Source organism: Testudinibacter sp. P17/SS/0325 (assembly GCF_053570765.1).
Genome location: NZ_CM131635.1, coordinates 1,667,120 through 1,680,257, shown reverse-complemented (window position 1 = coordinate 1,680,257; position 13,138 = coordinate 1,667,120). Strand labels below are relative to the sequence as shown.

Sequence of the window (13,138 nt, the reverse complement as noted above, 5' to 3'; positions counted from 1 at the left end):
AAAACATGAACAATAAACTCAGCGACATAAAACTGGTGATCACCGATATTGACGGCGTGCTCACTGACGGCAGCCTGTATTACGACGCCAACGGCGAAGCGTTGAAATGCTTCCATGTGCGTGACGGTTTGGGTATCAGAATGTTGATCGAATCGGGCATTCAAGTGGCGGTACTGTCAGGGCGCGATTCTGCGATTCTGCGCAAACGGATTGCCGATTTGAAAATCGATCTGTTTTTGCTCGGTAAATTGGAAAAAGAGAGCGCTTGTTTTGAATTAATGCGGCAAGCCGGCGTCAGCGCCGGGCAAACCGCCTATATCGGCGATGACAGCGTGGATCTGCCCGCTTTCGCCGTCTGTGGTTTCTCTGCCGCCGTCGCCGACGCGCCGGATTATGTCAAACAAGCTGCCGACCGCACGTTAACCCTCGGCGGTGGCAAGGGGGCTTTCCGCGAATTATCCGATCTGATTTTAGCGGTGCAAGGCAAAGATGAAATCTACCGCTCCGCACAAGGCTTTTTGCAAGCGGCGAAGAAAATGGCACAATAACGATTAACAACGGTCGAGCGGTTTATTTAAACCGCTCCAGCCCGAACTGATACAGCGCATTCTTTTTATAGCCGTACAGTTCCGCCACAATCGCAGCGGCTTTTTTCAACGGCAGTTCCTGACGAATCAGTGCTAACGCATTGACTGCCTCAGCGGAGAATTCGCTTTCCTCGACCGCACTTTGCCCTTCGACAATCAGCACCATTTCGCCTTTGCTGCGGTTGCTGTCTTGTTGCAGCCAAGCCAATAAATTTTCCAGCGTATCACCGTGGATGGTTTCCCATGTTTTTGTCAGTTCACGCGCCAAAACCAAATAACGCTCACCGCCCCAGACCGTTTGCATATCGGCTAAACTGTCGAGAATACGGTGGGTCGATTCGTAAAAAATCAACGTGCGGCTTTCGTTTTTCAGTTCGGCGAATTTATCCCGTCTTGCCTTGCTTTTCGCCGGTAAAAACCCCTCAAAACAGAAACGATCCGACGCAATTCCGGCGGCACAAAGTGCGGTAATCGCGGCACAGGCGCCGGGAATCGGCACGATTTTAATCCCCGCTTGGCGGCAATGGCGCACCAGATGAAAACCCGGATCGCTAATCAGCGGCGTGCCGGCATCGGAAATCAAAGCAATATTTTCACCGTTAAGCAACCGCTTGGCTAACAACTCGGCTTTTTGTTGTTCGTTGTGATCGTGCAGGGCAAAGAGCGGTTTTTTAATCCCGTAATGGTTCAGCAACAAGCCGCTGTGGCGGGTATCTTCCGCCGCGATCAGATCGACATGTGCCAATGTATCCAATGCCCGTTGGCTGATATCCTGCAAATTTCCGATGGGGGTGGCAACGATGTACAACATTCCTGATTGATTATCCATAATTTATTACGTCTTTTTTGATTGATTTTAATGAGTGAGATAAGTAAGATCCTAAGTGCTATTCTAACGAATTTGGAGCGACCATGCCTAATACTAATCTGTCTAATACCAATATTTTGACGCGTCTTAATATTAAATATCTGCTAATGCCGCTGTTTATGGTGTTATTCCTGTCGGCTTGTAACGTGGATCTGTTCTCCGGTTCGTCCGGCACGGTGCTGCAACGCGATGCCAACGCCAGTTCCGAATTTTATTTGAACCGAGCGCAACAGGCGAAAGATAAAACCGAAAAAACCAACTACCAACTGTTAGCCGCGCGGGTTTTACTGACAGAAAATAAAATGAGCCAAGCCGAAGCGTTGCTGGCGTCATTGCAAGGGTTGGATAAAGAACAAACTTTAGACAAAAACCTGATTCAAGCGCAAATTTATGCCAATAAACGCGCCAACAGCAATGCCGCCGCAACGTTGCAAAGCATTCCTCTGAATCTGTTGAGCAACTCGCAAAAGGCGCGTTATTATGTCGCCCAAGCCAAAATTGCCAGCAATCAGAATAACCTGACCGACGCGGTGAAGTCGTTGGTGTTGGCGGATCAGGTGATCACCGACAGCGAACGAAAACAGCAAAATATCAATAATATTTGGAAATTGTTGCGCGCCGGCAATGCCACCACTTTAAGAAATATCGCACCGGAAAGCGGCGATACCGCACTTAACGGCTGGTTATCGTTAATCAACGCCTATAATGGCAACATTGCCCAGCCGGAAAATTTGCGCAATGCGATCCAGAGCTGGAGAAGCGCTTATCCGAACCACAGTGCCGCTTATCTGCTGCCGACCGAAATTCAAGATGCGTTAAATTACCAGCAAATGGCATTAAACAATATTGCGCTTTTATTACCGACCAGCGGAAACGCACAGTTAATCGGCACGACGATTAAAAAAGGCTTTGACGAAGCGCGCGGCGGAAGTGCGGTGCAAGTCACCACTTATGACACCGTCACCAGCCCGATCGGCGATATTATTGCGCAAGCCAAGGCCAACGGCGCACAAGCCATCGTCGGGCCTCTGATTAAAAATAACGTCGATAGCATGTTGGCAAGTGATACCTCCGGGCTACAAGTTTTAGCCTTGAATTCCACTACCAACGCCCAACCGATTGCCAATGTCTGCTATTACGGTTTATCACCGGAAGCGGAAGCCCGCTCTGCCGCCGACAGAATTTGGAACGACGGCGTGCGTAATCCGTTGGTGATTGTGCCGCAAAATGATTTGGGACAACGCACCGCCTCTGCCTTTAACCTGCGTTGGCAACAATTGGCGGCAACCGACGCCACCACCCAATTCTATAATACGCCGAATGATATTCTCGCCGCGCTGCAAAGCGGTTTAGGCAATGCGCAAAGCGAACAACGCAGTGAAACCATTGCGGCTATCACCGGCACCAACCTACAAACCAGCGGCTATACCCGCGAAGATATCCAAGCGTTGTATATCGTTGCCGATAGTGCGGACTTGTTGGATATTAAAAATACCATCAACAATTCGGCTTACGGTCGCAGTTTGAAACTATACGCTTCTTCCCGTAGCAACTCGCCGAACAACGGCCCGGATTACCGCTTAACCATGGAAGGATTGAAATTCAGTGATATTCCGTTCCTGAGTGATACGCAAACCAGCCAGTACAGCCAGATTTCCAATGCCACCAGCGGGGATTTTTCCTTAATGCGGTTATACGCCATGGGTTCTGACGCTTGGTTATTAATCAATAAATTCAATGAACTGCGCCAAATTCCGGGCTACACGATTAACGGCTTGACCGGTAAATTGAGTGCGGGCAACGGCTGTAATATTGACCGTGAAATGACTTGGTTTGAATATCAAGGCGGCCGGGTTCGCGTGTTAAATTAACCGCGAATTGACTGCCGAGATGTTCAACAAAAGAAAACAAGGCGCGCAATATGAACAACAAGCGCGCCTTTTTTTAGAACGGCAAGGATTACAATTTATTGCCGCCAACCAAACTTTTCCCGGCGGCGAATTGGATTTGATTATGTCCGACGGCAAAACCACGGTATTTGTCGAAGTGCGGCAACGCAGCGATGATCGTTTTGGCGCGGCTTGGGAAAGTGTCTCAACACAAAAACAGCAACGCTGGGTTCGAGCCGCCGAACAATGGTTGCTGCAACGGCGGCAAAATCCGGAAACCAGCGATTTTCGTTTTGATTTAATCACGTTTGAACCACAACATAGTGGTGCCGAACCATTGTGGTTTAAACATTTTATTGAATTTAATTATTAGGATCCATTGCGATAAAAATGAAACAAGAAAACCCAATGTTAGATCCCCTGCTGCTCGATAAAGTCAAAAATGCCTTTACCGAAAGCATTCAAACCCAGATCTCCGCCACCGAGAGTCTGCCTGATATGATTGTGCAGGCGGCGGAGATGTTAGTTTCCTGCCTCTTGAACGGGCATAAAATCATTGTCTGGGGACAAGGGCGATCCCATGCCAATGCGCAATTTTTAGTCACCAATTTATTACACCGTTATCACTTGGAACGCCCAAGCCTGCCCGCGGTGTTGATTGGCTTGGACGGCACGCTCGGTTCCGTCGTTTTGGCGGATAACCAGCCCGAACAGATTTTTGTACGCCAGTTCGACTGTATCGCACAACAAGGCGACACCTTGCTCATTCTATCGCCGTTAGGGCGGGAAGAGGCGATTTTAAATCTGATCCACGCTGCCAACAGCAAAGAATTACCGATTATTACCTTGACCGGCAGCCGCAATGATCACATTCGCGGTGCTCTGGGCGAAGATGATCTGGACATATCCACGCCGGCACAAAAAGAGGTGCGGGTCATCGAAACCCATTTGCTGATTATCAATATTTTATGTGAGTTGATTGAACATCGGCTCTTTTCCCATTAAGATGGAAGCGAATTTAACGTTATTTAGTTTACGGAGAATGAAATGCAAATCCCCCACAATGCGTCACGCTTACTCAAATTAACCGTTTTATTGGCGGCTGCCGTTAGTTTGCAAGCCTGTATCACCACCGCTGTGGTCGGCACCGCTGCCGTCGCTACCAAAGTGGCGACCGATCCGCGCACCGCCGGCACACAAATTGATGATGAAACCTTAGAAATCCGAGTCTCTTCCGCCTTAAATAAAGATGAGGAAATTAAAGAAGACGCCCGAATCAATGTGGTTTCGTATAATTCACGCGTGCTGTTAATCGGACAAGTGCCAAGCGAATCGTTAAAAGAAACCGCAAAAAACTTAGCCAGCGGCGTGAACGGCGTTACCGATATTTATAACGAAATCCGGGTCGGCGAAAAACTCGGTTTCGGGCAAATCAGCAAAGATACTTGGATTACCACTCGGATAAAATCCAAATTACTGGTCAATTCCGCAGTTAAATCGACCGATGTGAAAGTGATCACCGAAAACGGTGAAGTGTTCTTAATGGGCAATGTCACCGAAGCGCAAGCCAATGCCGCAGCGGAAGACGCGCGCTATGTCGGCGGCGTGACTAAAGTCGTGAAGGTTTTCTCCTATATTAATTAATCAATACGATGTCGGGTGAATAACCCGACATCTTTTTTATTCAGCACAAGGATTGAAGTTTGCAAAACGCCCTTATCTCCCACGCCGCCGTGAAAAAACCGGCACTGACCGCACTTTTATCCGTTTTCTTGGCTGCCTGCGTCAGCGAGCCGCAACCGCAGCGCCAAACGGTTTACGGCGATAAGCTGTCGCCCCAATGGCAGCGGCAGTTACAGCAATTGAATCGGATCAAACAGTATCGCGGCAACGGGCAATTGGGTTATATCAGCCCTGAAGAACGCTTTTCCACCCGTTTTGACTGGCAGTTCGCGAATGATCAAAATTACCAGTTACATCTTTCTTCTTCGCTCAGCTCCTCAACCATGACTTTCCGTATGACGCCGCAAGGACTCGTCGTCAGCGATAACAAAGGCAATGTCCGTGCCGCTGAGGACGCCCAAGTGTTACTGAAAGAAATCGTCGGCATGGAGTTTCCGATCGAGCTGTTCAGCTACTGGCTGAAAGGGCAACCGCAAGGCACTCAGGATTATCAGATCAATCAAAACAACCTGTTAGCCGAATTGAATTACACGCTGAACGGACAACGTTGGTCAGCAAAATATTCGGATTATTACCTGCAACTGCAACCGCCGCTACCGAAAGACATTCTGATCGACGGTGAGCGACAACAACTGAAAATTCGTGTTGACGAATGGAAATTTTAACGGCGCCTATGTTTGGAAATAAACGATCCGATACCGCACTTGAGGTTGGCATGCTAGCCAACCGCTACCCTTGTCCGGCAAAACTGAATCTGTTTTTGTATATCAACGGGCGGCGCGCCGACGGTTATCATGAATTGCAAACCCTGTTTCAATTTTTGGATTACGGCGATTGGTTAAGCATTACCCCGCGCACTGATGGCGAAATCTGCGTAACGCCGCTTTTAGACGGCGTGGCGCCGGAACAAAATCTGGTTTATCGGGCGGCTAAACTGCTGCAAGCGCACAGCGGGCGTAACCTTGGTGCCGATCTGCATTTAGAGAAACATTTACCGATGGGCGGCGGTGTCGGCGGCGGCTCTTCCAATGCGGCAACCGCACTTGTCGTGCTGAATCGGCTTTGGCGGCTCGATTTATCCCTCGATCAATTAGCGCAATTAGGTTTAACCCTCGGCGCAGATGTGCCGATTTTTGTGCACGGGCATGCGGCTTTTGCCGAAGGTGTCGGCGAAAAGTTGATTGACTGCGAACCGGTGGAAAAATGGTATCTGGTGGTGAAACCGGCGGTTTCTATTGCGACCGCCGCGGTTTTTCAAGATCCGCACTTGCCGCGCAATACGCCGAAAAAAACATTGGCGGCACTCTTGGCACAAGATTTTGCCAATGATTGTGAAAAAGTTGTCAGGGATCACTATCCGGAGGTTGAACAGTTGCTAGACTGGTTGCTACAATATGCACCTGCACGTTTAACCGGAACCGGCGCCTGCATTTTCGCCGAATTTGAAACTCAAGCGGCGGCTGAACAAGTATATAAACAGTTACCCAACAATATAAATAGCTTTGTCGCACGGGGAATGAACCGTTCCCCGCTGCATATTTTTCTTGACTGAGCCGCCAGACACGGTTCGGAATAATAAAGAAGCACTGACGAGATAAATTTTATAGTTAGCATTCCACTGATTGCGGAGCAATCATAATTTTTCAATATCCAACCTGGGGTTAAACCATGCCTGACATGAAGCTTTTTGCCGGAAACGCCACACCGGCTCTGGCACAAAAAATTTCCGAACGTTTATATACCTCCCTCGGTAAAGCGACCGTCGGTCGTTTCAGCGACGGAGAAATTAATGTTCAGATCAATGAAAATGTACGCGGCAGCGACGTTTTCATCATTCAATCCACCTGTGCACCGACCAATGATAATCTGATGGAATTGATCGTAATGGTAGATGCCCTGCGCCGTGCTTCAGCCGGTCGGATCACCGCCGTTATCCCGTATTTCGGTTATGCCCGGCAAGATCGCCGCGTACGTTCGGCGCGTGTGCCGATCACCGCCAAAGTGGTGGCCGACTTCTTATCTAGTGTCGGTATTGACCGGGTGTTAACCTGTGATCTGCACGCCGAGCAAATCCAAGGTTTCTTTGATGTGCCGGTAGATAACGTATTCGGCTCGCCGGTATTAATCAACGATATCGTCAAAAAAACCGATTTGGTCAATCCCATCGTGGTTTCGCCGGACATCGGCGGAGTGGTGCGCGCCCGTGCGGTTGCCAAATTATTGAACGATACCGACATGGCAATTATCGACAAACGCCGTCCACGCGCCAATGTGTCGCAAGTCATGCACATTATCGGCGAAGTTGCCGATCGCGACTGTATTTTGGTCGATGACATGATCGACACCGGCGGCACGTTATACAAAGCGGCTGCCGCCTTGAAAGAACGTGGCGCACGCCGTGTTTTTGCCTATGCAACCCACCCGATCTTTTCCGGAAGTGCGGTACAAAATATCGCCGGCGATGCGATTGATGAAATTGTGGTAACCGATACCATTCCGCTTGCGCCTGAAATCGAAGCCTTAAATAAAGTGCGGGTATTAACCTTATCCGGCATGCTTGCCGAAGCGATTCGTCGGATTAACAACGAAGAATCCATTTCGGCGATGTTTGATTAATTCCGTTCGAATCTATCTGTACCGACCGCATTTCAATACTGAAGTGCGGTCCCTTTGCCATATCAAATCCGTTTAGAATTCTTTAGAAAACACCAACCGCACTTGCTTATTTTTGTATTGGTTCAATGGAATCGTTGAACGGTTATCGGTGTAATGAAACGATAAGCGCGGCGCAAATCCTTTCCACGACCAATTCCGTTTCAACAAATCGACACTGCCGCTCCAACGTTTATCATGGCGGATCACACCAAAAAACGGCGCACGATCACGGTAATCGGTTTGGGTATAAGTCAGACTGCCGCCCAGCGTCAATTGGGCAAAATCAAAATGATGGCGCACACCGGTGCGCACGCCGAAAGTGCGGTAGGAATAGTTGCGCTCTGCCGCTTGGTTGAAACCCTGTTGCACGCCCCAAAAATAAACCGTTCTTCCCTGCGCTATATGCGTCAGGTTTGCACTGAGCCAATGCTGCCAGCCTCGTTGATAGGCATATTCGGGACGATAATGTAGCTGCTGCGTTTCCCATGCCAGCGCCAATTTCCAATCGGGCTTTAACCGCCACGAATAATTGATCCGTCCCAACACTCCCTGATATAGCCCTTTATGCTGATATAGCAAGTGCTGCCCGCCAAGCGAAAGATCCCACGCATGCCCGCGCTGATTACCAAAACTGCGCCCCACGCTCAAACGGGTGGCGGTTTGATCACTTTGCCGGTTGGCGTAATCCAGATTGGTCAAGGCACCGTTAAGAAACCATTTATATTCTTCGCCGAAACGTTGCTCGCCTTCCAGCGCAATTTGCAAACCGACACCACGTTTGGCACGGCTGCTTTGGCTGAGGGTATATTCTTTACCGTCGTTTAATATCACGCTGCGCTGTTGTGTGCCTTGGTTGATATTGCTGCTTGGCAACAGGGCAAGTTGCAGATTGAAAGAGGAGGTTTCCGCTTTCAGATTTTGCAACATCGAAAATACATTGTTTTGTACCGGTTCCGGCAATTTTTGACTGAGCGCCAAATTAAACTGATATTCCGAAGCGTTGAGTTCGCCCATTTTTGCCAATGCACGCGCCAGCTCCAAACGAGGGCGCCGCAATGTCGCATCAAAGCTAAGCATATGGCGGTAATAGCCGACCGCACTTTGCCAATCTTGCTGCTGCTCGGCGATTTGCCCGGCTAAAAACAGCCCGTGCAACGACGGCGGATTATGTTGTAATAAGGGTTCAAGTACGGTTTTCGCCGCCTGCCACTGTCCCGCTTTCATTAAATTAAGCACCGTTGGCAAGAGGCGATTTTCCAATTCGAACGGTTGCGCCGTCGGCGTCGATTTGGCTACAGAAAAATCATCAAGTGCGGTCTGCGGTTGTGAAATTTGCGGTTGCGGTAAATTGTCCGAAAATGGCTGATTTGTCGGTAACATCGGCGCAGAATCGGCAAATACAGCAAAAGGCAACAACGTTAACAGTGCAGTATAACAATAACGTAAACACATCATTTAAATTCCAAAAAAGAACACAAGGGACGAGAAATCCCTTGTGTTACGTGAGATTAAAATAAAAATTATTCGGTTTCTGCGATACGACGCGAACCAAAACCACCTATCAAATGATCTGTGCCGCTTTCACCTTTAAGTCCATACACCCCGCCGACTTCATCCGCTGCCGGCCCATATAATAAGGCGTGAACTTTACCAGAGAGTTTGTCATCCGCACTTTTAACCTCGCCAGTAAAACCTGCCGCCCCTTTCTCTATTGCCGCATTGGCAATCAAATTTAAGTTTTCAGCAGCAACACCGTCTTTTAATTTTCCAGCCTCATCAAAATCATATTTTTTGGTGTTGGTTGTATTAAATGCTGCGGTACGCTTTTCAAAATCAATTTTAATCTGCACATCAGCGGTCGTGGCATAAGAATGTCCGTTGGTCATACCTAAGCCACTGGATATACCATTGTAAGTGGCTTCGCCACCCGTTGGCACAGTTTGGGTATATTCGCCGATAGATTGATACACATTAACCGTTCCTATATTGATAAATCGGTTACCAGAATCAAACATACCATAAGTTTGATAATTCCAATTGGCAACCGCCGGATCACGCCAAAAATAAGGGTAAGAAATATCCTCACCTATTGCCGCATAACTTCCGGCATATTGCCCCCCTATCTTTAATCCTGCATCATATAAACTTTGCTTTTTTGCCTCTTCATAGGTCGTAATATGCTGTAATTTATCCGTTAATTTATGGTTAAATTGTGGTATGTCAGCATTTACATAATTTCCCATATGAATATTGGATAATTTTCCATTACTATCATGCGTAACACTCCGCAATGCGGTAAATAATGCGCCTCCTCGCGCCTCTTCAATTTGAAACGCGACATCTTGTTTTTCGCTCGTATAATAAACTGTCGGTGAATATTTTTTTTCATAATTTTTCCCCAAAGTTGGCAGCAAAAACTCACCGGGCTCAGGCTTCCGATCACTGGCTTTCAACACATCTCCGCCTTCACCAACAACAGGGCGTTTTTTCACTTCCTCACGTGGTGTTTCCGGTGTTGTCGGTGTTGCCGGCTGCTCAATTATTGTTACCGCACCCGGCACAGGCACTTGATAACCATCAACACCACCGTTACCGCCACAGGCGGTTACTAGAAAAGCACCGCTGCAAAGTAATGCGTAATACCATTTTAATTTTTCTTCTTTATATTTATTCTTATTCATTTTCATACTCTCTTATCATTCGATATCTAACATTAGAAATTCACTTCGACACTCAGGGCAAAGTTTCTACCCGGTGCAGTCAAACGGTCATAACCTAAGCCTTCCACTTCTGCGGTCACGCCCGTGCTTAACCCTGTAATCCCGGTTTGACGCAAAGATTCCCAAGTCACATATTTGGCATTGGTCAGGTTATAAATGCCACCGCGCAAAGTCACGTTTTTACCGATATTGACATAACCGACCCAATCCCAGGTATACCATGATTTACTGACGGTTCTGACTACGCCGATATTACGTACACCGCGTGTGTCAATATTCGGTTTTGTACTCACTAACTCAGAGGCTTTTTTGGCGTCGGAACGGGTGAAACGAATGCCGCTGCCCCATTTGCCGGTCGGCGCGTCATAATCCAAACCGAGAATAAATTTCGCCGGCTGCAGACTGTCCATGGCATAACTGCTTTCCAACATGTTTTGCGAATTGCCCGACACTTTTCCTAATTTCCGCGGTCGCACTTTGCTGTATGCCGCACTGCCGCTTAAGCCGTCAGGCAAGGTTTTCCACAGGGCATGAAAATCCAGCACGCCGCGTACATTAAAACCGGCGGAATGTGCTTCTTCCTGATTGCCGTAGTAGCTCACCATTTCTTTTTGTGAGGTGATAGTGTCGTCATTCATCCTTCTTTTCAGAGTGATGAAGTTTTTATAATCGGCTCGGAAAACATTGGCGGTGATATAACCGACATTGCCGTGAATATCAAAACCCACTTCCTGATTAAAGGCTTTTTCGGCTTGGATTTTCTCACGCGATTGCACGCCGCGTTTACGTTGCAGATCCGTGCCGTACATTTCCTGTGCGTTCGGCACACGGAAACCGGTGCTGGCTTTATAGCTGAGCGTGATATTCTCCGTCAGATTTACCGCGATACCGGCTGCCCAGGACAAACTGCTGTAATCATCATTTTTAAATGCCGGATTGCTCGAATCGAATTTATAGCTGTCATAACGAATGCCACCGCTTAAATCGACATATTTGCCCAATTCCCAGTTATTACTCACGCCGAAATAATAGTTTTTACCTTTAATCGGGTGATCTTGTTTGCTAGACAGCTCTTTCTCAATCTGCATTAATCCATGGTTGAATTTCTGACATTTGAAACGGGTATCCTGATGACATTCGTGATCAGCAGGAACCACCTCGTCATAACGTTTGTAATTCAACCCTTCCACCAAATCAAAACGAGAACGCCCGATACCGGCGAGCAGATCAATTTCGTGTTTGATACCGAAATAATCCAACACTTTTTTGCCGCTAAAGCGGATTCGTTTGGTTTGCTCGGTCAAGGTCGCATTACTGCGTTTCCACATTTGGTATCCAATCGGCGCACCGCCTTCAACCAGCTTGATTCCCAAATCATTGCGTCGGAAAAGTTCACAATTTTGGTTCGGCGTCTCGCCACGCAGCGTACAGGCGGATTCGGTATGAATGGACGTAATGCTCACTTTTTCCTGATCCAATTCGATTTTCGCCGAATCTAACCAGCTTTTGTTATTTTCCGCTTGATACTCATAGAAGAATCCTTCACGCTTCTTATCGTGTTTATGATCAACAAATTTATAATGCGGGAAAAGCGGTCTGTGTTTCCAGTCGGTGCTGTCATTGCTTGCGCCGCTGTCTTTATAATTGCGATAAAACGGTTTTGCCCTATTTGCCCTGTCTTCAATCTCATAACGCTGCTTGGTGTTTTCAAATACAAACCCGATTTTATGTGACGGATTAAATTCATATTGGAATTTACCAAAAGCAGAATCGGAGCGGTAGTCCATCGGATTTGCCGCATTGCGTGTCAAACCGTAAACGTCATTCGGGGCATAGGTTGAGCTTTGAATGCAGTTCGCCGGTGAATGCCCCTCTAAACAACCCTCGGTTTGTGGAAAATGTGCCGGTCTGACCGCACTTGTCCAACCGGACTTGCGCAAATCTTCATATTGATATTCGGTGGGATACAAACGATCCAGCGTTTGCGACGGTGTATCGGAATGCGATTTGATTTCATGTCCGTCACGGCGGGTATATTGTAATAACGCCGAAAAACCGCCTGCCTGCCCTGCAGCGGCAATCGAATTGCCCCAACGCTGGTCTTTGCTACTGTAGCTGCTTTTAAGATTTACGCCCCAATTTTGGTCGGGTTTGATCACATCGCTCGGATCTTTGGTCACAAACATCACCGCCCCGCCTAACGCCGAATTGCCTGCAGCTACCGAGTTTGCCCCTTGACTGATTTCTACCGCTTTAATATTTTCAAATTCAATTTCATTCTTGGCGCCGCTAAAACGTTCCGCATAATTGGAACGCGGCATATAATTCTGCGCCTGCGAAATCCCATCCACCAAAATAGCAACCCGATCTTTATCCACGCCACGGATCGAATAACCGGCAGAAGCGCCGCTGCCTTGCTCGTTCACGGCAATGCCCGGATCATAACGGGTTAAATCGCGAATATCATTCACTTGTTCACGCCGTAATTGCTCGGCATTTTTCACCACACGGCTGATATTGCGCTGGGATTTGCTGATCTCGCCGATACTGCCGACCACGCGGATTTCGTCTAACTGCTCATCTTCGTTTGCATAAGCCGCTTGATGATAAGCCAATTGTCCAAGGAGGGTTAAAGCCACTATATGTGATAGTGGCTTCATTTTAAAATGAAGCTTTTGTCTTTTTCCGTTATTCATTGTAACACCTAAAAGTTAATAAAAATACATCTCATCTTTT

At 47.8% G+C, this 13,138-nt stretch carries 12 protein-coding genes; 8 read left to right on the top strand and 4 right to left on the bottom strand.

Going from position 1 to position 13,138, the window contains the following annotated elements:
• Window positions 1-5: 5 nt before the first annotated feature.
• A complete protein-coding gene (locus ACWA50_RS08005; RefSeq protein WP_431051420.1) occupies window positions 6-548 on the top strand; it encodes a KdsC family phosphatase in 543 nt (180 codons plus the stop codon).
• A 22-nt stretch (window positions 549-570) separates the two neighbouring features.
• Here ACWA50_RS08005 and rsmI read toward each other — a convergent pair whose 3' ends face one another.
• Window positions 571-1,416 (bottom strand): 16S rRNA (cytidine(1402)-2'-O)-methyltransferase, encoded by an 846-nt coding sequence (gene rsmI / locus ACWA50_RS08000; RefSeq protein ID WP_431051418.1) that lies wholly within the window; start codon window positions 1,414-1,416, stop codon window positions 571-573.
• A gap of 83 nt (window positions 1,417-1,499) precedes the next feature.
• Between rsmI and ACWA50_RS07995 the strand changes: the two genes are divergently transcribed.
• The 7 genes from ACWA50_RS07995 (at window position 1,500) to ACWA50_RS07965 (ending at window position 7,643) form a co-directional block, all read left to right on the top strand.
• Window positions 1,500-3,326, top strand: coding sequence for a penicillin-binding protein activator (locus ACWA50_RS07995; protein ID WP_431051416.1), 1,827 nt, complete (start codon window positions 1,500-1,502; stop codon window positions 3,324-3,326).
• A 19-nt stretch (window positions 3,327-3,345) separates the two neighbouring features.
• Window positions 3,346-3,717: a YraN family protein gene (locus ACWA50_RS07990; protein ID WP_431051414.1), complete on the top strand. Its 372-nt coding sequence runs from the start codon at window positions 3,346-3,348 to the stop codon at window positions 3,715-3,717.
• Window positions 3,718-3,767: 50 nt separating this feature from the next.
• Window positions 3,768-4,349: a D-sedoheptulose-7-phosphate isomerase gene (locus ACWA50_RS07985; protein ID WP_431054320.1), complete on the top strand. Its 582-nt coding sequence runs from the start codon at window positions 3,768-3,770 to the stop codon at window positions 4,347-4,349.
• Between the two features lie 42 nt (window positions 4,350-4,391).
• Window positions 4,392-4,988 carry a division/outer membrane stress-associated lipid-binding lipoprotein gene (gene dolP / locus ACWA50_RS07980; RefSeq protein WP_431051412.1) on the top strand — a complete coding sequence of 199 codons (597 nt, stop codon included), beginning with the start codon at window positions 4,392-4,394 and terminating at the stop codon, window positions 4,986-4,988.
• Window positions 4,989-5,047: 59 nt separating this feature from the next.
• Window positions 5,048-5,692, top strand: a complete 645-nt coding sequence (gene lolB, locus ACWA50_RS07975; RefSeq protein WP_431051410.1) for a lipoprotein insertase outer membrane protein LolB — start codon at window positions 5,048-5,050, stop codon at window positions 5,690-5,692.
• An 8-nt stretch (window positions 5,693-5,700) separates the two neighbouring features.
• Entirely contained in the window at window positions 5,701-6,579 is an 879-nt protein-coding gene (gene ispE / locus ACWA50_RS07970; RefSeq protein ID WP_431051408.1) for a 4-(cytidine 5'-diphospho)-2-C-methyl-D-erythritol kinase, read from the top strand.
• 116 nt (window positions 6,580-6,695) lie between these two features.
• Complete coding sequence (locus ACWA50_RS07965; RefSeq protein ID WP_431051406.1) at window positions 6,696-7,643, top strand: ribose-phosphate pyrophosphokinase; 948 nt, start codon at window positions 6,696-6,698, stop codon at window positions 7,641-7,643.
• Window positions 7,644-7,715: 72 nt separating this feature from the next.
• On the opposite strand, the gene ACWA50_RS07960 is transcribed toward ACWA50_RS07965, so the two are convergent.
• The 3 genes from ACWA50_RS07960 to ACWA50_RS07950 all read right to left on the bottom strand — a co-directional run bounded on the left by ACWA50_RS07960 (window position 7,716) and on the right by ACWA50_RS07950 (window position 13,062).
• The gene (locus ACWA50_RS07960; RefSeq protein ID WP_431051404.1) at window positions 7,716-9,137 is read right to left on the bottom strand and encodes a surface lipoprotein assembly modifier; all 1,422 of its coding nucleotides are present in this window, start codon (window positions 9,135-9,137) and stop codon (window positions 7,716-7,718) included.
• 65 nt (window positions 9,138-9,202) lie between these two features.
• The gene (locus ACWA50_RS07955) at window positions 9,203-10,363 is read right to left on the bottom strand and encodes a transferrin-binding protein-like solute binding protein (RefSeq protein WP_431051402.1); all 1,161 of its coding nucleotides are present in this window, start codon (window positions 10,361-10,363) and stop codon (window positions 9,203-9,205) included.
• Window positions 10,364-10,395: 32 nt separating this feature from the next.
• Window positions 10,396-13,062 carry a lactoferrin/transferrin family TonB-dependent receptor gene (locus tag ACWA50_RS07950; RefSeq protein ID WP_449343092.1) on the bottom strand — a complete coding sequence of 889 codons (2,667 nt, stop codon included), beginning with the start codon at window positions 13,060-13,062 and terminating at the stop codon, window positions 10,396-10,398.
• Window positions 13,063-13,138 lie beyond the last annotated feature (76 nt).